This is a genomic window from Brevibacillus laterosporus LMG 15441, from assembly GCF_000219535.2.
Classification (GTDB): Bacteria; Bacillota; Bacilli; order Brevibacillales; family Brevibacillaceae; genus Brevibacillus_B; species Brevibacillus_B halotolerans.
In genome coordinates, this window is record NZ_CP007806.1 from 79,456 (window position 1) to 100,078 (window position 20,623).

Here is a 20,623-nt window from a genome sequence, read left to right on the forward strand (position 1 = left end):
TTGAATAAATAAATAACTTTTTCGTACAAACTGCGATGTGGGAAGGTTGATCTGCGCCGCAGTTTTAGTGCTGTAACCTATGTAGTAATAGGAGAGTAAGGTTGGAGAGGAGATTAGGGATGCAAGTCATCATTAATCGTATAAAAGAAGATTCCAATTTCGGAACCATTCTTGCTGGTTTGTCACAGGGCTTACATGAACAGTTGATGGCCGGACTATCTGGTTCCGCTCGTCATATTTTCATGGCTGCCGTTTATCAAGAGAGTAAACGCCCCCTGTGTATCGTGACGCATAATATGTTTCAAGCGCAAAAAGTGTATGAGGATGTAGCAGAGCTGCTTTCCCCAGAGGAAGTCATGCTTTATCCGGGTAATGAGCTGATTGGGTCAGAAATGGCCATTGCGAGTCCAGAGACATTAGCACAACGTATTCAAGTATTTAACCGTTTAGCGAATGGCTTCACGGGTATTTTGGTTGTTCCTTTTGCAGGTATTCGCCGCTTGACCGTACCTCACAATGTATGGAAAGAGGCTCAAATGACCGTAAGTCGTGGAGGAACTTTAGATTTACAAGACTTTTTAGAGAGAATGGTTGAATTAGGCTACGAACGAGTCGAGATGGTTGAACGTAAAGGCGAATTAAGTATTCGTGGCGGAATCGTTGACTTATTTCCTGTTGATTCGGACTGGCCGATTCGAATTGAACTCTTTGATGATGAAATTGATTCCATTCGAACATTTGATATGGGTACACAGCGTTCTCAAGAACATTTAGAACAATATGTGATTGGCCCGGTAAAAGAGACAATTGTTTTTTCGTCGAAGCTAGTAGAGAGTGCTGCTTATTTAGAGAAAAAACTAGGTGAAACATTAGGTAACACCAAGGATGAGGTTGTAAAAGAAAGATTGATGGAGCAGATAGGGCGAGATATTGAATTAATGCGCCAGGGTAGCCGACCAGCTAATCTATACAGCTATTTATCCGTTCTGTATCCTGAGATGGAAACCATCCTAGACTACCTGCCTTCTGATACGTTAATGATTATTGATGAACCGTCCCGTGTCATTGATACCGCGGTACAATTGCAAAAGGACGAATCAGAATGGATTACTAGTCGTATCGAACAAGGCGATTTTATGTCTAATCTTATTCTGTCACAGTCGTATGATGAGCTCATTCATGGGCAGAAGAGACAGATAATTTATTTATCGCTATTTTTACGTCAAACCCCAAAAACGCATCCACAAAATATCGTCAACATGAACTGTCGTGCGATGCAAAATTTTCATGGGCAAATGAACGTATTAAAAAGCGAGCTGCAACGATGGATAAAGGGTCAACATCAAATTATCTTCGCTGCTGCTGATGCGGAGCGCGCCAAGCGTTTAGAGCGAGTTTTAGATGATTATGAGATGGAAGCTGATTTGCTGCTAGAAGAGGTAAGAACAATTCCTCCAGGCCGACCTACTATTATTATTGGAAATATTCAAAGCGGTTTTGAAATGCCATTAAGCAAAATGGTTGTTGTTACAGAAGGAGAAGTCTTCACAGCAAAGCAGCGCAAAGCTCGCAAAGTAAATCAAAACATGAGCAATGCTGAGCGCATCAAGAACTACATGGAATTAAAGCCTGGTGACTTTGTTGTACACATTAATCATGGGATTGGTAAATATCTAGGAATTGAAACAAAGGAAATCCTAGGTATTCATAAGGATTATTTACATGTACAATACGCAGGCGGAGATAGCTTGTTTGTCCCTATTGATCAAATCGATCATGTACAAAAGTATGTTGGCAGTGAAGAAGCTCAGCCTAAAATTTATAATTTAGGCGGAAATGAGTGGAAACGTGTAAAGAGCAAGGTAGAAACATCGGTAAAAGATATCGCCGAGGATCTAATCAAGCTGTATGCACAACGAGAGCAAGCTGTAGGCTATAGTTTTAACAAGGACAGCTTGGAGCAAAGAGAATTTGAGGCGATGTTCCCGTATCAGGAGACCGTGGATCAATTGCGTGCCATCACAGAAGTGAAAGCTGACATGGAAAGCAAGCGTCCGATGGATCGTTTGGTTTGCGGGGATGTAGGATATGGAAAAACAGAAGTAGCGATACGTGCTGCTTTTAAATCGGTCATGGACGGAAAGCAGGTAGCTTTACTTGTACCAACTACGATTCTAGCTCAACAGCACTTTGAAACGTTTAAGGAGCGGTTTTCTGATTTTCCGATCAGAGTAGAGGTTTTGAGCCGTTTTCGTTCTCGAAAGGAACAAAATGCAACAATGAAGGGTCTAAAGGAAGGAACGGTAGATGTGGTGATCGGTACGCACCGATTGCTGTCTAAGGATATTGTATTCCGTGATCTAGGGCTACTGATTGTCGATGAGGAGCAACGCTTTGGTGTAAGCCATAAAGAAAAACTGAAGCAATTAAAAACCAATGTAGATGTACTAACGCTTACAGCTACTCCTATTCCGCGTACGCTTCATATGTCTATGCTAGGAGTTCGTGATTTATCTGTTATTGAGACACCGCCGGAAAATCGCTTTCCTGTACAAACTTATGTATTAGACTATAGCCCGGCTCTGGTTCGAGAAGCGATTGAGCGAGAATTGGCCCGTGAAGGACAGGTGTTCTTCCTGTACAATCAGGTACAAGGTATAGAACAAATGGCGGAGCATATTTCGGCCTTAGTTCCTGATGCTAGGGTAGCGGTTGCTCATGGACAAATGAATGAAAGTGAGCTAGAACGAATTATTCTCGATTTCTTAGACGGCAATTATGATGTGTTGGTAAGTACCACGATCATTGAGACTGGTGTCGATATTCCAAACGTAAATACGCTAATTATCTATAATGCCGACCGGATGGGCTTGTCACAGCTTTATCAGCTACGTGGGCGCGTAGGCCGTTCTAATCGTATTGCCTATGCATACTTCACATACCAACGTGACAAGGTACTGACAGAGGTAGCGGAGAAACGGTTACAGGCTATTAAGGAATTCACAGAGCTTGGGTCCGGCTTTAAAATTGCGATGCGAGATTTATCGATTCGTGGAGCAGGTAATTTATTGGGAGCAGAGCAACACGGCTTCATTAATACTGTCGGATTTGATTTGTATACACAAATGCTGAAGGAAGCGATTGATGATTTACGTGGTGAGGTAAGGACAGAAGAGATTGCTCCTGTTCCACCAGTTGAAATTAATCTTCAAATTGATGCGTATTTACCTTCAGATTATATTACTGATAGTCGTCAGAAGATCGAGATGTACAAAAAATTTGTAGCAACCTCTACGATCGAGGAGCTGGATGATCTTGCTGATGAGCTGATCGACCGTTTTGGTAATATCCCATCTCCAGTAGATAATTTACTGATGATTTCACGTTTACGTATTCAAGCGATGGAGCATCATATTGTTGAGATTAGTCAGAAAGATCCTGATGTTATTAAAATCATTTTGGCAGAGCATCAAACCTCCAATATTGATGGTGGGGCTTTATTTGGCTTGTCTAGCAAATATGATCGCCGGATTGGGCTTTCGACGACCCAAGGTGGACAACAGATCATCGTAACTGTTAAAGTTAAGGGGTTAAAGATTGAGGATGGGGTCAAGATGGTAGTAGACTTAATTAATGATTTCCATCTGATTGAAAAGAGTAAGAGCCCTGACCCCTCATTACACTAAATCCACTAGGTGCTAAAGGTGCCGAGAAGGGAGCTTTTGTTTTATGAAAAAGACAACATTTACGAAGGGTAAACGTATGTTGGCCCTACTTTCCACCACGGCATTAACGCTAGCGATTTTGAGTGGCTGCGGAACGACTAATAAAGCCGAAACAGCACAACCGGCTAAACCAGGAGCAGAACAGCCGGCTGATAAGGAAGATACGCTTGCGCAATTCCCGCCGGTTAAATTGCCTTTTACGGTTGATCCAAATGCTGCTATTTTTGAATATCAGGGCGGGAAGCTAACAGGCCAGGAGTTTGAAGATTTCCTACGTGCACTTGGCTTCATGAATCCTCCACAAGCCTATGCTATTGGAGTTTCTACACAAGAGATGGTCGATAACTACGCACGTCAATACCTAGCTACGAAGCTAAAAGCGGAAAAGGCTGACGAAGCGATTAAGAAAGCAGCAGCTACAGAAGCGGATAAATCTTTTGAATCACTAAAAGGTCAGTATATCCAAGTTCTCGGTAGCGAGGATAAATTTAACCAATTGATGAAGAATCATAACATCACAAAAGAAGCGATTGTGAAACAACTAGCAAACATTAACGCTTCTGTGAAGGTTATGGAAGGTGAAGTAAAAGATGCTGATTTGAAGAAGGCCTATGATACAGCAGATAAATCTGCGTATACAACAGCTTCTGTGCGTCATATTTTGGTTAAGTTCGAGAACCGTAAACCAGAGGAAGCAGACAAATTGGCAAAAGGCTATCTTGCCCGCTTGAAAAAAGGGGAGGACTTTGCCACTCTTGCCAAACAAGTGTCTGAGGACGAAGGTAGCAAAGCAAACGGTGGATTATATGCAAATGCTGACGTGAACAATTGGGTGCCAGAATTTAAGAAGGCAGCTCTCACCCAAAAAATTGGAGTCCTCAGTGAACCGGCAGTTAAGACTGAATATGGCTATCACATTGTGAAAGTAGAAGACCGTAAAGTAAAAACTTTTGATGAAGTAAAAGCTCAGTTGAAGCAGCAGGTGTTGGAGAAGAATTTCGAGCAATACACTACCAAAGATCTGGACGCGATTATTACGAAAAAATCTCTTCCAGAGGTAAAAGCTCCAGCTCCAGCGGCTACTCCTGAAACAAAATAGCATAAATAAAAGTAGCTCCTTTTGTAACCAAGCGGACTGTGTTTACAGTTTGTGGTTGATTACAAGAGGAGCTTTTTTATTGGGAAAATGTCAGTGCAGGACAGAGCCATCAAAAGGTTATCTTGGAATAAAAAAAGCTGGTTTAATTTTGTTTTGATCGCATATTCTTCTTGCCAAGGCAAATACTATTATCACTCGCTACCGCCCGGGGGAGAGTACAAAGCAAGGTTAATTGGCAACAAATACAAATACAAGATATTAGTAAAAAGCGAGAAGATAGGAAATCATAGGAGTAAATCCTCAAAAAACTACAAAATCAATCTTCTCAAGAAAGCGAGGCAACAAGATTATGAAGGCAACTGGAATTGTTCGTCGTATAGACGACCTCGGACGGGTTGTAATCCCGAAGGAAATCCGTCGCACACTTCGTATTCGTGAGGGGGATCCACTTGAGATTTTTGTCGATCGTGATGGGGAAGTAATCCTTAAAAAATATTCTCCAATTGGAGAATTAGCTGATTTTGCTAAGGAATATGCTGACTCTTTATACGAAAGCTTAAATCATATTGTCATTATTTCCGACCGAGATACGGTTATTGCAGTAGCTGGCGCTTCCAAGAAGGAATACCTAGAAAAACCAATTGGCAATCTAGTAGAAAAATCATTGGAAGAACGCAAGAGTAAGGTGGAAAAAAATTCCGGTCAATATGAATTATGTCGTGATATGCCGGAGCAGTACTCATCTTATGTAGTAGCTCCTATCGTAGCAGGTGGAGACCCAATTGGCGCAGTGATCCTTGTCAGCAAAGCAGAAGCCAAAATGGGCGATTTAGAGCTGAAAATGGCAGAAACAGCCGCTGGATTCCTAGCTAAACAAATGGAACAATAATAGTGATTAAATAACGCAAGTGAAAAACAAGCCTTATACAAGGGGCTTGTTTTTTTTTCACTTTCCCTACTACATGCAGGTAAACCACGAATGACCCACGTCTCATTCCCCTTGATTACTCACTTCCTCTGTGTGGTATAATGGACAAAGTTTCTGAACGTAGACTTTTTGTAAGAGGAGAAATAGATACTGTATGGCAGGAGAGAGAAGTGCGAATCATTTTGTCAAAGGTGCTGCTATTCTAGGTATTGCCGGCTTGCTCTCCAAGGTTCTCGGAGCGATCTATCGCATACCTTATCAAAATATCACAGGTGATGTTGGGTTATATGTGTACATGCAGGTATACCCGTTGTACACAGCCTTATTGATTTTGGCAACAGCAGGTTTTCCAATTGCCATTTCTAAAATCGTCTCAGAACGATTAGCAGTCGAGGATCATCTAGGTGCACGTAAGGCTTTCCGTGTAGCCAGCGTTTCACTAGGAATACTAGGAGTATTCTTTTTTCTCCTTTTGTATCTAGGGGCTCCTGCATTAGCTCGATTTATGGGCGATGAACAGCTTACATTGCCGCTACGAGCCGTAGCATGGTCTTTACCATTAGTTCCGTTGGTATCCATATTGCGTGGTTATTTTCAAGGACAGCAAGACATGGTGCCTACGGGTGTATCACAGGTAGTCGAACAGATTATTCGTGTAATCGTTATTTTAGTCTCAGCCTACTGGATGATGAGTGCCTATCAGGATGCTTACCTTGCCGGTACAGGAGCAGTATTTGCTGCCTTTCCAGGGGCATTAGCAGCCTTTTTGGTTTTGTACTATTATTATCGGAAATCCAGACGATATTATCGACGCAGAGGGTATCGTAAAAAATTACGTGCCCAACAGCTTACCGATACAGTAACGAACAAGCAAGTGCTGATCAGCATTTTACATTACGCAATTCCGATTTGTATCGGTGCTCTGGTGTTGCCGATGATTCCATTAATTGATTCGGTGACAGTTTCTAATTTGCTGCAATGGAACGGATATGAACTTGATATAGCAAAAGAATTAAAAGGAATCTATGACCGTGGACAACCACTCATTCAATTTGGAACGTTTTTTGCCACATCCCTTTCCTTGGCGTTAGTTCCTGCTATTAGTGAGGCTGTAGCACAAAAACAGGATAAAATGATCATGAATCGTACCGAGATGGCTCTACGCCTAACCCTGATGCTAGGGTTACCAGCCTCAATCGGACTGGCTTTGTTAGCTGAACCAGTCAATATTATGGTATATGGAAATGATAAGGGTACCTGGTCACTTGCTATTCAAGCCTTTGTCATTGTGTTTGCGACATTAAGTATTGCTACCTCTGGAATCTTGCAGGGCTTAGGGCATGTTAAATTACCAGCTCGACATTTGCTGATTGGTGTACTGGTAAAATTGTTGGCCAATCTTGCATTAACGCCTTTGTGGGGCATACAGGGGGCGGCAGTGGCCACAGTCCTTGCCTATGTGACATCAATGAGCTTAAACATGAGGTCGATTCGCCATTATCTGGGGCTTTCCTTTAACATAAAGGAAATGCTGACTAAGCCTTTGATAAGTGTCGCTCTTATGTCAGTCATGGTTTTACTCGTTCAAGGCCTAATGAATCTAATTGTGGGTTCTCTGCTCGATAGCGAGCGTTTGGCTCAAACGATCGTCGGAGTTTTTGCAGTTACTGTGGGACTAGTAGTATATATGCTTTCCCTTTTATATACAGGGGGCATGAAACGCGATGAAATTTTGTATTTGCCAAAAGGAAAGAGACTAGTCTCTCTTTTGGAGCGGTATAAGCTTTTACAGATTCGAAAATAGTCAGGGATTAAAGAACGGAGGATTCCTACATGGTGAACACCATTTATGTCGTAGGACTTGGGGCAGGCAATCTAGATCAAATGCCTCTGGGTATGTATAAACGCTTAAAACAGACCACGCATTTGTATGTCCGTACAGCTGATCATCCAGTATTAGATCAATTGGCTGAAGAGGGCCTTACTTACACGTCCTTTGATTCTATTTACGAAAAACATGACTCATTTGAACAGGTATATCAAGAGATTGCACGTGAGCTGTTATCTAAGGTGAAAACAGAAGGTGAAGTAACCTATGCAGTTCCGGGACATCCTTTAGTAGCAGAACGGACGGTGCAACTGCTACTAAGTCATGCGGTAGAGGAGCAGATAGAGGTCAAGGTATTGGGCGGACAAAGCTTCTTAGATCCACTTTTCGCTCGTCTGGCTATTGATCCGATCGAAGGATTTACCTTGTTAGACGCCACAAGTATGACAGCAGATCAAGTAAATCCGGGTCTACACACAGTTATAGCTCAGGTCTACGATCAAATGTCTGCTTCAGACGCGAAGCTCACCTTAATGGAAGTCCTTCCAGACGAATATGAGGTTATCGTTGCTACAGCGGTTGGGATAGAGGGTCAAGAGATCGTGGAGCGTCTACCATTATACGAGTTAGATCGAGTGGAGCATCTGGGAAATCTAAGTCTCATCTATGTACCACCTACTGTAGAAGAGTCAGTAAAGCAACGTCAGTTCTCTTATTTAAAAGAAGTGATCGCAACCTTGCGTGGACCAGAAGGTTGCCCATGGGATCGGAAGCAAACGCATCAAAGCTTGCGTCGTTATTTATTAGAAGAAGCCTATGAAACAGTGGAAGCAATCGATTTGGATGATGTGGATGCGCTGTGTGAGGAATTAGGGGATGTGCTCTTGCAGATTATGCTCCATGCACAGATTGCTTCAGAGGAAGGCTACTTCACCATTGAAGACATCATTTCTACTCTGACGGCCAAAATGATTCGACGCCATCCGCATGTATTTGGAGAGTCGAAGGTAGCTGATGCCGATGCAGTGGTGGTGAATTGGGAGCAGATAAAAGCTCAAGAGAAAGCAGAGAAAGGGCTTGTGCCAGAAACAGCCTCCTTGCTTGATGCTGTACCAAAGGATTTACCAGCGATTTTAGCAGCCGTCAAAATTCAAAAGAAGGCCGCAGAAGTTGGGTTTGATTGGGACGAAGTGAAAGATGTCTACGCTAAAATTGAAGAAGAGTACAAGGAGGTTCAGCAAGCAACTCCAGAGGAACGAACAGGTGAATTAGGGGATTTGCTGTTCGCTGTAATCAATCTAGCTCGCTTCATGAAGATTGATCCTGAACAGGCTTTAGCGCTTACCAATCTGAAATTTAAGCGTAGATTTCACTATATTGAACAAAGGCTGCAAGAAAAGAATAAGCAGTTTGCCGATATGACTTTAGAAGAGCTTGATCATTTTTGGAATGAGGCCAAAGCTCAAGAGTAGCCACAGCTACATAGAGGAGGAATACTATGCGTCTTGATAAATTTCTAAAGGTGTCTCGTTTAATTAAACGACGTACGTTAGCTAAGGATGTATGTGATCAAGGACGTGTCGAAATTAATGAACGTGCTGCAAAAGCTTCCAGCAATGTAAAAGTCGGCGATTCTATCTCCATTCGTTTTGGACAAAAGATCGTTACAGTAAAAGTTGAAGAGATCAAAGAAAATGCGCGTAAGGATGAGGCTGCTTCCCTTTACACAGTAATTGGTGAGGTACCAGTACCGCGCGATGAAAAAGAAGAAGATGAATACCTAAGAGCATAAGCAACAGTTCTAAAAGGACATCCCCCTCCATATCTTGGTACAAAGAGGAACATTTTGTTCCCGGCGTTTTGGATCGTACTCCAGACCACCAAGATAGGGAGGGTTTTTATATGATCGAACCAAATAAACGACCTCGCCATGAAATTGTCATGATCAATCGGCGTAGTTTGGCTATATCCGGGGTAAAAAAGGTAGAAAGCTTTGATAGTGAAGAATTTCTGTTAGAAACAGAAGGCGGTTTTCTTACTATACGCGGCCAGAATCTTCATATGAAAAACCTGAGTCTTGAAACCGGAGAAGTGGCCATTGAGGGTTTCGTTCATGACATGGGGTATATAGAACAGGGGCAGGCCGGAGATCGATCGAAAGGATTTTTCGGCAAATTATTTAAGTGAGTATCAGTATTCAGTTTCAGACCATGGCTTTCATGTCCCTGTGCGGAATTTTTATGGGGATGGGGTTTGATACGTACCATGTCATAAAAGGCAAGGGCCGCTTCCCACTTTGGGCCGTTTTCATATTAGATTTGTTATTTTGGTTAAGTAGTGTGGGAATTGTTTTTTATGTGCTGGTATGGGTTAACGATGGAATAGTGAGATTTCCAATCTATCTAGGGATTATTATAGGAGCATGGCTCTATTTCCTTATAGGTAGTAAGGTTTATATCAGATTTTTGTTAACTGTGCTAGAATGGAGTATATGGGTATTTCAGATCAGTGTTAAATTTATTGACTTTCTATTGATTAAACCGATAGAGATAATTTTTCATTTTATCTGGATTATTCTCGGGTTCCTTTTTACTGTGCTGGCAAAGATAGGATTGTTCATTTGGCGAATCATTTCTTGGCCATTGTCACCATTTGTTCCATGGGGTCGTAACTTGTGGAAAAGTATTAGGGGCAAAATGGCAGGAGCAAAGGAAAAACTGAAGAAATGGTTTACCAAGGAAAACAAAGAGTAAAAAGGTAGCAAAGGTGGAGAGCAGACATGGCCAAAGAACGTCCCTCTCAATCGAATAATCTAGGTCGTAAGCGCAGACTTCGTTTTATTATGTTCTTCGTATTCTGCTTCCTTATCTGGACGTGCTATACAGCATATCTTCAAAGCTCTGTCATTGCGGAGACGGAAGAACAAGTAGAAGCACTACAGAAAGAGGCAGGGGAAGTAAAAGAGCAACAGGAAGAGCTAACCAATAAGATGAAACGATTAGATGATCCAGAATACATTGCAGAGCTTGCACGCAAAAATAATTTTATGTCCAAGCCGGGTGAGATCATCTTTTTGATCCCCGATAATTAAGCCAATTGGGTCTAGCTAAAATAAATTTACGAAAACGTACAATAGATTTTAAAAAGAGGAAGGTCATTTTAAACAAATGGCGAATATAATATAACAAGCCCGTTTCGCCGAGCGCGAATCACCTGATGGCCGACGTTGAACGCAAGACGTCGGTTTTTTTTATTTCCTTTCTTTAATGTTTTAAAGCGATAAAGAAATATCTTCTATTCAATCCTCGACAGGTACTTCAATCAAATCGTATTGCCTTGGGCATAAATCCATGAACCATCAAATAAATAAACGAGATACGTTTGAATTTGTCGGACGATTTTAGGAATATGCCTCTACCGTTTGACAAAATTTACAACTATCCATTCGTATAATTGGGTACACAAAACTCAAATGGGTGGTGCTAGTCCATGTTCAATAAAAGCCAAGTAGTTTCTCCGAATGCTAATCCTTTTACTCAACAACTATCTAATCAAGTATCACAAACGCTGGGGAGCTTCGGTGATAAAGTTGCTGCTTTTCTAAAAAAATGGCATATTCTTTCACTTACTATGGGTTTTTTATTAGGAAGAGCTCTTATTCTTGATGAATTATCTCCTTTTGTTGTTCCTTACTTCATCGTGATGTACTTTCTCCGCAGGGATACGTTGCTAGTAAGTTCATTGGGCATGCTGGCAGGCTCATTAGCTCACTCAATACCTCTAGGCATGCAGACGTTGCTTAGTATCATACTTGCTGCTGTTGTTTGCCGTATTGCGGAGAAATGGAAACGAAAAGATTTTTCCTATACTCCATTTATGGTTGTAGGGACCGTATTTGCTAGCCATCTGTTAGGTAAGGTTATTCAGAGTCAGGTCAACACATACAGTGTAACTATGATTGCGGTTGAAGCCATTCTCAGCTTTGTCTTAACACTTATTTTTATTCAGTCTTTATCCATTATTCACATAAATAAACCATTTGAGCCATTAAAAACAGAAGAAATTATATGTCTGGTTATTCTATTAGCTTCTTTAATGACGGGAACAGTGGGTTGGGTCATACAAGGAATCTCCATGGAGCATATCCTGTCACGCTATTTTCTACTGCTATTCGCTTTTGTTGGAGGAGGGACGGTCGGGGCCGCAGTGGGGGTGGTTACCGGGCTCATTCTCAGTTTAGCTGACGTGAGTGCCTTACAACAAATTAGTTTACTCGCTTTTGCCGGATTATTAGCTGGACTCTTAAAAGAGGGAGGGAAAATAGGTGTAGTAGCTGGACTCTTAATTGGAACCTCAATTCTAGGCATCTATGGCGGTGCGCACAGTGGGTTGTATCTCTCTTTAGTAGAGACCTCGATCGCCTCTTTCCTATTTTTATTAACGCCGGCTTCTATTTGGAAAAGAGTAGCCAGCTTCATTCCGGGGACCTCAGAGCATACACAATCTCATCAGGAATACATGCGGCGAATACGTGACATGACAGCAGGTAAAATTCAACAGTTTTCCGATTTATTTACCGAGTTATCCCATTCATTTGCTCAAACAGCCGAAATCAAAAATGGGGTAGAAGAGGAGGAGGTAGACCTTTATTTGAGCAAAGTGGCGGAGAGGACATGTCAGCTTTGCTGGAAAAAGGAGCAGTGCTGGGAACGAGATACTCAAATGACCTACGATGCGATGAGTAGCATGCTGATTACGGTATTTGAGCATGGGACGATGGAAGGTGCAACTATACCAAAGGAGTGGGAAAAGAAATGCGTGAAAACAGAAAAAGTAATTCAAAATATGGAGCAAGAGTACCACCAGATGATTGAACATAATCAATTAAAAAAACAAATTCAGGATAGTCGTAAGCTGGTAGCTGATCAATTATCGGGGGTATCACGAGTCATGAGTGATTTTGCACGGGAAATCCAACGGGAAGGAGTTGCGCTAAGCCTGCAAGAGAAGCAGGTTTCAAAAGCGCTGGAGGGTTTAGGACTATCCGTAAGACGTGTAGATATTCATAGCTTAGAAGAAGGGAAGGTGGATATAGAAATCAGTCAGCCTAGTTGTTATGGGAGGGATGAATGCGCCAAGATTGTGGCTCCGATGCTTACCGAGGTTTTAGGAGAGAACATCATTGTGAAGGAGAGACACTGTGAAGCCTTTAAGGATCAGCATTGCAAAATGTGTCTGGCTTCAGCCAAAACCTATGAAATTGAAATTGGAGTGGCAGGAGCTGCTAAAGGCGGCAAATTACTGTCGGGAGATAGCTTTAAAACAATGGATTTAGGAAATGGAAAGGTGGCTGTGGCGATCAGTGATGGAATGGGAAATGGGGAACGCGCTTTTCTGGAAAGTCAATCAGCATTGGACATGCTGCAACAGCTCTTAAAATCGGGATTGGATGAAAAATTATCTATTAAAACAGTAAATTCCGTTTTGGCATTACGCTCATCTGATGAAATGTTTGCCACAGTGGATTTGGCAGTTATTGATTTACAAACGGCAATGACGCGGTTTATTAAAATTGGTTCCACCCCTTCATTTATTAAGCGAGGAAATGATGTGTTCATGGTATCGGCCAATAATTTGCCGGTTGGTATTTTAGAAGATATTGAAGTAGATATCGTAACAAGAAATCTAAAGGCAGGTGATCTATTAATCATGATGTCAGATGGGATTTTTGAGGCTCCCCGCCATATCGAAAATAGACCGATGTGGATGAAGCGATTAATCTCGCAACTTGAAACAGAAGACCCTCAAGAAATTTCTGACTTGCTGTTAGAAAAAGTGATTAGAGAGCATTGTGGTGAAATTGTAGATGACATGACGGTTCTAGTCGCTCGGATTGATCGATTTGTACCACAATGGTCGGCGATACAGGTCTCGGGAATGGAGAAGATGGAGCGGCCGCGTGTAGTAAGTTAAAGGTATGTTTTTTTCCTCCCTCGCCCATAATGGTAAAAAATGCTACCCAAGAAAGGGGAGGTATCTGTATGGCAAAGCCAGCGACGCTTCGTCAGATTTTGGTTGTGACAGATGGCTGCTCCAATGTAGGAATAAGCCCGATTGCTGCTGCAACCTTAGCCAGAGAACAAGGTATCACAGTAAATGTGATTGGAGTGGTAGATAAGCATGAAATGGGTGAGCAAGGGGAACAGGAAATCCGTGAAATGGCTCAAGCGGGGGGAGGACTAAGCGATATTGTTTATCCTGCCCAGCTAGCCCAAACTGTCCAAATGTTAACGCGAAAAGCGATGACTAGAACCATTCAACATGTGGTGAACAAAGAATTAAAGCATATTTTGGGCGGTGCTGAATTGGAAGGTCTTGCTCCTGAAAAGAGAATGCAGGTGGCAGGCATGGTAGATGAATTGGGCGAACAGAGTGCTTTGGAAGTGGTTATGATCGTTGATACATCTGCATCCATGAAAAATAAAATGTCAGCTGTACAGCAAGCTATCTATGATTTTAGCATTAGCCTACGTTCCCGCAGCGGGAGTAGCAGAATGGCCGTTTGTTCATTTCCTGGGAAAGAAAAGCACCTTGAAGTACGTATTCCCTGGACGGATCAAATCGAAAAGGCATACGAATTAACGGCTGGTTTAACGATGAGCGGAATTACTCCGACGGGTCCGGCCATTACGGAAGCAATTGCCTTGTTTGAACACGTGGAGCTCCCTAAACCTTTAGCGGATCGCTACCGTACGAAGAAAAAAGCGAATGAAGAAGATGACGGTTATTTGCAAGACCATGTATTCTAATTCCTTGTTACCCGATGCTCCCCATTATTTTACGGGAAAATGGCACCATCAAACATATTCAGTGGTAAAAGAACTAGGTAGAGGAGCCAATGGTGTTGTCTACCTAGTTCTTCATGAAGGTAAAAAGGTAGCGATTAAATTAGGTGCCGATTCTATTGATTTATTAATGGAAGCAAACGTCCTCAAAAGTTTACAATCTCATAACCAAAAAATTGGGCCAAACATATATGATGTAGATGATATGATTGTAAAAGGCAAGGTGTATGCCTATTATGCTATGGAATACATTGAAGGGGAACGATTGGATCATAGCTTGAAGAGAGTAGGCAAAGAGTGGCTTATTTTGTTGTGCACACAAATCCTGTCTCATTTACAAATCATTCATGAGCTTGGATATGTATTTGGTGATCTAAAGCCAGAGAATGTCATTGTTGTACAGGCTGGTAAGCAGGTATGTTTAATTGATTTTGGCGGGGTAACCAAGTCGGGTCATGCCGTACGTCAATTTACAGAAGAGTATGATCGGGCTACCTGGCAAGCGGGAGATCGAAAGGCTGATGCTACATATGATCTGTTTTCATTAGCCATCATGATGATTAAGCTTACTATTGAAAAAGAGAAATGGGCAACACTTCCGGTATCAGGGCGACATGTTCAAAAGCTTTATGATATAATACGGGACAACGAATTGTTAGCTCCTTACCGCCCCGTATTAGGTAAGGCATTGGATGGGAAATATCCAACAGCTCTTCACATGAAAGCTGAACTCTTGCAAGCGTTTCGACAAAAGTCAGAAACGAGGGGAGATGTACCCAACACCAAGAAGCCTGGGGAAGGAATAGGAAGCAAAATTATTGGGGGAATCTTTGTAGCCTCTATGCTTTTGCTTGCTGGCTCGTTGTATTATGTATGGATGTGAGGGATCATTCTACATGACGTCCAATAATTATGTGATGGAGACGTGCCTTTTAGCTGGGGAGATTATGATTCGTAATGGAGCGGAAACGTATCGTGTAGAAGAGACGATGACTCATATTGCACATGCTGCAGGTATGAAAAGCGTCCATAGCTCCGTGACGACGACCAGTATTACTTTTTCTTTTAAAGATAATAATGGTGTGGATCGTACCCGAATGATTCGAATGCGTGACCGAACGATCAATTTGAACAAAGTAACGTTGGTCAATCAGGTATCTCGTCACTTTGTGTCGGGAGAGATTACCTTGGATGAAGCGCATATTCAATTAGAAGAGATTCAGAGAATGCGCTTTCAATTTTCAGATCGAGTGTTAAATCTAGCGGCTGGTATAGGCAGCGGCTCTTTTGCTGTTTTGATTGGTGGGACTTTTCTTGATTTTTTCCCCAGTGCTATTGCAGGAGCAATCGTCTTTGCCAGCGCTAATTATTTGTATCGCTTTCTTAAAATACCCTTTTTTGCCGAATTATCAGCCTCTTTTTTAGGAGGAATGTTTACGTTAATTGCTTCATGGCTTTTTCCCAATCATCTGCATCTTGGTGTTATGATTATAGGAGCGATGATTCCTTTGTTTCCAGGTGTAGCTTTGACGAACTCTGTGCGTGATTTAATGGCAGGCGATTTGGTTGCCGGAATGGCGAGAGGAGTTGAGGCAGGCCTAACCGCTTTAGCCGTAGCTGTTGCGGCCGCAGCTGTCTTGTCATTATAGGAGGGATTAGGCACATGTTGCTGGGAATGCTGTTAAGTTTTATTATTACCATTGCCTATGCTATGTTGTTTAATGCACCAAAACGCACCATTCTTTTTGCAGGTTTAATTGGACTGATGGGTTGGAATATCTATAAAATACTGCCGATGTTTGGAGCTGAGCTTACGCTTTCTTCTTTTGCAGCGGGAACATTTATCTCGCTGAGCAGCCGAATCCTTTCTGTAAAGATGCGTGTTCCTTCTACTAACTTTAGTATTGCGGGAATTATTCCATTAGTTCCAGGTTCGACTGCTTATAAATCGATGTTAGCGTTCATTAATGCTGACTACTTGGAAGGAATTACGCTTGGGGTCAAGACGATGATGCTGGCTGGGGCTATTGCTTCAGGTTTAATTCTTGGTCTCTCCATCTTCTCTCTATGGAAAGGAATCGAGGCACGTTATGTACGAAAAGGTACAAAAGCGAATGGAGCAGGATAGGCTGCTTTTGCCACATGAATCGATTGTGGTAGGCGTTTCTGGCGGAGTAGATTCGACAGCGCTGTTGCATATCTTAAGCAAAATGAATGAACAATATCAGTACGGTTGGAAGTTGTACGCTGTTCACTTGAATCACGGGTTTCGTGGAGAAGAGTCTGACCAAGATGCCGCATACGTGGAGGACTTGTGTCATACATTAGGAGTTAAGTGCTACTCCTTCTATGAAAGCGTGCCTGAAATAATGAAGGAAACCGGTCAAGGACCGCAAGTGGCAAGTCGTGAATTACGCTATCAATACTACCGGCAAGTAGCAAAAGAAGTAGGGGCTACTAAAGTAGCGCTTGCCCATCATGCTGATGATCAGGTAGAGACTATTCTGTTTCGCATGATGAGAGGTACTAGTCTACATGGATTTACTGGCATGCCGCAACGCAGATGGCTTCATGCAGAGCAAATCGAGTTGGTTCGTCCGCTTCTGCATGTTTTTCGCGAGGAGCTAGAAGCTTACTGTGAGGCGAATAACCTGCAACCGAGACACGATAGCAGCAATGATTCGCGCAAATATAAACGCAACTTATTACGGCACGAGGTGACACCTCATTTACAACAAGTAAACCTAAGATACAGAGAACACGTGCTTCAGCTAGCAGAGATGGCCAGAGTGGATGACGACTACCTGCAAAAGCTGAGTCAAGAGGCGCTAAATAGGATAATTGTAAAGCAGGAATCTGACAAAATTATCCTAGATAGGAAGTGCTTAAAAACTTTTGACCTTGCTTTACAAAGGAGAATGATTCCTCTAATATTAAGTTATCTCACAACTGAAACGGAGTGGTCTCTGCAGCATGTGGAGGCCGTTTTGCGTATCATTTTCGAGGAAAATCCTTCTGCTGTACTACATCTACCCTCCCATATTTTTGTAGAGAGGGTCTATGAGCAGGTATGTTTTCGTAGGCAAAAAGCCACTGCTCATGATTTTTCCCAGCCGTATTCATACCCTATTACCATACCTGGTACGATATGGATAGAAGAGGCGGGAATGTTCATACATACAAAACGGTATGATTCATTAACTGATTTACCAGATCTGTTATCTTTATCTCCTTATAGTGCTGTATGTGACGCCGATGCCTTGGTAGGCGACTGCATCATTCGCAGTAGAATGCCGGGTGACCGTATTCAACTCGGTACGGCTGGGCATTGCTACAGTAAAAAATTGAAGGAGCTATTTATTGATGAAAAAGTACCAAAAAGCAGGCGTGATCGAATTCCTATCTTAGTAGTCGGGGACCGAATTATTTGGATACCTGGAGTAAAGCGATCGACGCATGCCATGATACATGAGAAATCCCGTGCATTTGTTATCATACAGGCGGATTTCAGAGAAGAGTAGCAGGAGGTTACATATGAATAATGATATAAAAGAAATTATGCTTTCGAAGGAAGAAATTGATCAGAAAGTCAAAGAACTGGGTAAAATCTTAGCAGATGAGTTTCGCGATAAAAATCCGTTGGTTATTTGTATCTTAAAAGGTGCCGTTGTTTTCATGGCTGATCTTTTGCGTGAGATGGATATTAAGTGCGAGATGGATTTTATGGCAGTATCTAGCTATGGCAACAGTACGGAGTCCTCTGGTGTTGTGCGTATTCTGAAAGATTTAGATACAACTGTTCAGAATCGTCATGTTCTAATTGTGGAAGACATCATGGACAGTGGTTTGACGTTAAGCCATTTGGTAGAGCTATTAAAGCAACGTCATGCTGCGTCCGTGAAAGTAGTAACGCTACTAAACAAACCGGAGCGTCGTAAGGTAGATATTTCTCCTGATTACAGTGGCTTTACTATTCCTGATGAGTTTGTGGTTGGTTACGGTCTGGATTATGCTGAGACCTATCGCAATCTTCCTTATATCGGTGTTCTAAAACCTGAAGTTTATTCGAAATAGACAAGAGCTAGCTAGGTTGTGAATGGGTTTTACTCTATGCTAAAATAATGGAAGTGTCTTTTTTCGTGAGAGGAGGTAAGCAATGAATCGTTTTTTTCGGAATACAGGTTTCTATTTACTGATTTTCCTTGTCACGGTAGGGATTGTGAATTTTGTCCTCTCCGGAACCGATAAGATGGCTCCAATTTCTTATCAGGAGCTACGTAATCACCTCAATCAAGACAACATTGCAGAGGCATCTCTTCGTGTTGAGGGAGGTACATATCGGGTAGAGGGTAAGCTCAAACCAACTCCAGCCGGTCAGGAATCATTCTATACCAATGCACCGATTTATGATGAACAACTAGTTAAACTGATCAATGATAAGATTGATGCTAAGAAGATTAATAAGGTGGAGTATAAACCAGCAGAGGGTAACAGCATCTGGCTAACATTCCTAACTTCTATCATTCCATTCGTGATCATCTTTATCTTGTTCTTCTTCCTGTTAAATCAGGCACAGGGCGGCGGAAGCCGAGTTATGAACTTCGGTAAGAGCAAGGCGAAGTTATATAACGACGAAAAGAAAAAAGTTACATTTGAAGATGTAGCTGGTGCTGATGAGGAAAAAGCAGAGCTTGTAGAGGTCGTAGAATTCTTAAAGGACCCACGCAAATTTGCTGCCGTAGGTGCCCGTATACCTAAAGGGGTACTTTTAGTAGGTCCTCCAGGTACAGGTAAAACATTGCTTGCACGTGCTGTTGCTGGTGAAGCAGGCGTGCCATTCTTTAGCATTTCAGGTTCTGACTTCGTAGAGATGTTTGTCGGGGTTGGGGCATCACGTGTACGTGATTTATTTGAAAATGCAAAGAAAAATGCTCCGTGTATCATATTCATTGATGAAATTGATGCCGTTGGTCGCCAACGTGGTGCTGGTCTTGGCGGTGGTCATGATGAACGTGAACAAACGCTAAACCAATTGCTCGTAGAGATGGACGGTTTCGGAGCAAATGAAGGAATTATCATGATTGCAGCAACCAACAGACCTGACATTCTTGACCCAGCTTTATTGCGTCCGGGACGTTTTGACCGTCAAGTTACGGTGGATCGCCCTGATGTACGTGGTCGTGAGGCAGTTCTGAAGGTGCATGCACGTAACAAACCATTAGGCGAGGACTTGAATCTGGATATCATTGCTCGCCGTACGCCGGGCTTCACAGGTGCTGATCTTGAGAACCTGTTGAATGAAGCTGCATTGCTTACAGCGCGTAAAAATAAGAAGCAAATCAACATGCTAGAAGTAGATGAAGCGATTGACCGCGTCATCGCTGGTCCTGCTAAGAAATCTCGTGTCGTAAGCGAAGACGAGCGTCGTCTAGTAGCTTATCACGAAGCAGGTCATACAATTGTTGGATACCATTTAAAACGTGCTGATATGGTACACAAAGTTACGATTATCCCACGTGGGCAAGCAGGCGGATATACCGTTATGCTGCCAAAAGAGGATCGCTTCTTTGCTACCAAAACAGATCTGGAAGATAAAATTGTGGGTCTGCTTGGTGGGCGTGTTGCGGAAGAATTGGTTCTAGGCGATATCTCTACTGGAGCGCATAATGACTTCCAACGTGCTACAGCAATTGCACGTAGCATGATTACCGAATATGGTATGAGTAATTTAGGACCAATGCAATTCGGTCAATCTCAAGGGCAAGTATTCTTGGGACGCGACATTGGACACGAGCGTAACTACTCTGAACAAATCGCTTACGAAATTGACCAAGAAATGCAACGGATCATTAATGAACAATATCAACGTTGTAAGGACTTGTTGATTCAATATGGAGATCAGTTAGAAGCGGTTGCACAAACCTTGCTTCGCGTGGAAACACTTGATGCTGAACAGATCAAACAGATCATTGAAAACGGCAAGCTGGATAAAGAACCTGGGGAGGATGTTGTAGTAAACATTCAATCCAAGCCTGAAGAGCCAGTTAATCAAGTAACCATTGATAAACTCAACCAAGAACCAAAACCAGAAGCTACAAAAACGGATGAAACAGTAGACCATCCTGATAACCAAGAACCGAAATAAGAGCGCCGGATGGTGCTCTTATTTTTTTCTCGATGATATTTTGTCAATGACAA

17 protein-coding genes are annotated in these 20,623 nt (G+C 42.3%); all 17 read left to right on the forward strand.

The window, feature by feature from the left end:
- Window positions 1–119 precede the first annotated feature (119 nt).
- The 17 genes from mfd to ftsH all read left to right on the forward strand — a co-directional run bounded on the left by mfd (window position 120) and on the right by ftsH (window position 20,570).
- Entirely contained in the window at window positions 120–3,686 is a 3,567-nt protein-coding gene (gene mfd / locus BRLA_RS00395) for a transcription-repair coupling factor (protein WP_003333901.1), read from the forward strand.
- Window positions 3,687–3,729: 43 nt separating this feature from the next.
- Window positions 3,730–4,824, forward strand: a complete 1,095-nt coding sequence (locus BRLA_RS00400; protein WP_003333900.1) for a peptidylprolyl isomerase — start codon at window positions 3,730–3,732, stop codon at window positions 4,822–4,824.
- A gap of 349 nt (window positions 4,825–5,173) precedes the next feature.
- Window positions 5,174–5,713, forward strand: coding sequence for a stage V sporulation protein T (gene spoVT / locus BRLA_RS00405; RefSeq protein WP_003333899.1), 540 nt, complete (start codon window positions 5,174–5,176; stop codon window positions 5,711–5,713).
- 193 nt (window positions 5,714–5,906) lie between these two features.
- Complete coding sequence (locus tag BRLA_RS00410; protein ID WP_003333898.1) at window positions 5,907–7,556, forward strand: putative polysaccharide biosynthesis protein; 1,650 nt, start codon at window positions 5,907–5,909, stop codon at window positions 7,554–7,556.
- Window positions 7,557–7,585: 29 nt separating this feature from the next.
- Window positions 7,586–9,052 carry a bifunctional methyltransferase/pyrophosphohydrolase YabN gene (mazG, locus tag BRLA_RS00415; protein WP_003333897.1) on the forward strand — a complete coding sequence of 489 codons (1,467 nt, stop codon included), beginning with the start codon at window positions 7,586–7,588 and terminating at the stop codon, window positions 9,050–9,052.
- Between the two features lie 26 nt (window positions 9,053–9,078).
- The gene (locus tag BRLA_RS00420; protein WP_003333896.1) at window positions 9,079–9,372 is read left to right on the forward strand and encodes an RNA-binding S4 domain-containing protein; all 294 of its coding nucleotides are present in this window, start codon (window positions 9,079–9,081) and stop codon (window positions 9,370–9,372) included.
- Between the two features lie 110 nt (window positions 9,373–9,482).
- Entirely contained in the window at window positions 9,483–9,767 is a 285-nt protein-coding gene (gene yabP, locus BRLA_RS00425; protein ID WP_018672314.1) for a sporulation protein YabP, read from the forward strand.
- Window positions 9,764–10,333 carry a spore cortex biosynthesis protein YabQ gene (gene yabQ / locus BRLA_RS00430; RefSeq protein ID WP_035318804.1) on the forward strand — a complete coding sequence of 190 codons (570 nt, stop codon included), beginning with the start codon at window positions 9,764–9,766 and terminating at the stop codon, window positions 10,331–10,333. Before yabP ends, yabQ begins: the two co-directional genes overlap by 4 nt.
- 26 nt (window positions 10,334–10,359) lie before the next feature.
- Complete coding sequence (locus tag BRLA_RS00435) at window positions 10,360–10,671, forward strand: FtsB family cell division protein (RefSeq protein ID WP_003333893.1); 312 nt, start codon at window positions 10,360–10,362, stop codon at window positions 10,669–10,671.
- Between the two features lie 398 nt (window positions 10,672–11,069).
- Window positions 11,070–13,553: a stage II sporulation protein E gene (spoIIE, locus tag BRLA_RS00440; RefSeq protein WP_003333892.1), complete on the forward strand. Its 2,484-nt coding sequence runs from the start codon at window positions 11,070–11,072 to the stop codon at window positions 13,551–13,553.
- Window positions 13,554–13,582: 29 nt separating this feature from the next.
- The gene (locus tag BRLA_RS00445) at window positions 13,583–14,389 is read left to right on the forward strand and encodes a VWA domain-containing protein (protein ID WP_081476731.1); all 807 of its coding nucleotides are present in this window, start codon (window positions 13,583–13,585) and stop codon (window positions 14,387–14,389) included.
- Window positions 14,349–15,308: a serine/threonine protein kinase gene (locus BRLA_RS00450; protein ID WP_003333890.1), complete on the forward strand. Its 960-nt coding sequence runs from the start codon at window positions 14,349–14,351 to the stop codon at window positions 15,306–15,308. The genes BRLA_RS00445 and BRLA_RS00450 overlap by 41 nt, the downstream gene beginning before the upstream one ends.
- A 13-nt stretch (window positions 15,309–15,321) precedes the next feature.
- A complete protein-coding gene (locus tag BRLA_RS00455; protein WP_003333889.1) occupies window positions 15,322–16,074 on the forward strand; it encodes a threonine/serine exporter family protein in 753 nt (250 codons plus the stop codon).
- A 14-nt stretch (window positions 16,075–16,088) separates the two neighbouring features.
- Entirely contained in the window at window positions 16,089–16,553 is a 465-nt protein-coding gene (locus tag BRLA_RS00460; protein WP_003333887.1) for a threonine/serine exporter family protein, read from the forward strand.
- Window positions 16,516–17,946: a tRNA lysidine(34) synthetase TilS gene (tilS, locus tag BRLA_RS00465; protein ID WP_003333886.1), complete on the forward strand. Its 1,431-nt coding sequence runs from the start codon at window positions 16,516–16,518 to the stop codon at window positions 17,944–17,946. Before BRLA_RS00460 ends, tilS begins: the two co-directional genes overlap by 38 nt.
- A gap of 13 nt (window positions 17,947–17,959) precedes the next feature.
- Window positions 17,960–18,499, forward strand: a complete 540-nt coding sequence (gene hpt, locus BRLA_RS00470; protein ID WP_003333885.1) for a hypoxanthine phosphoribosyltransferase — start codon at window positions 17,960–17,962, stop codon at window positions 18,497–18,499.
- Window positions 18,500–18,581: 82 nt separating this feature from the next.
- Entirely contained in the window at window positions 18,582–20,570 is a 1,989-nt protein-coding gene (gene ftsH, locus BRLA_RS00475; RefSeq protein WP_003333884.1) for an ATP-dependent zinc metalloprotease FtsH, read from the forward strand.
- Window positions 20,571–20,623: the final 53 nt, after the last annotated feature.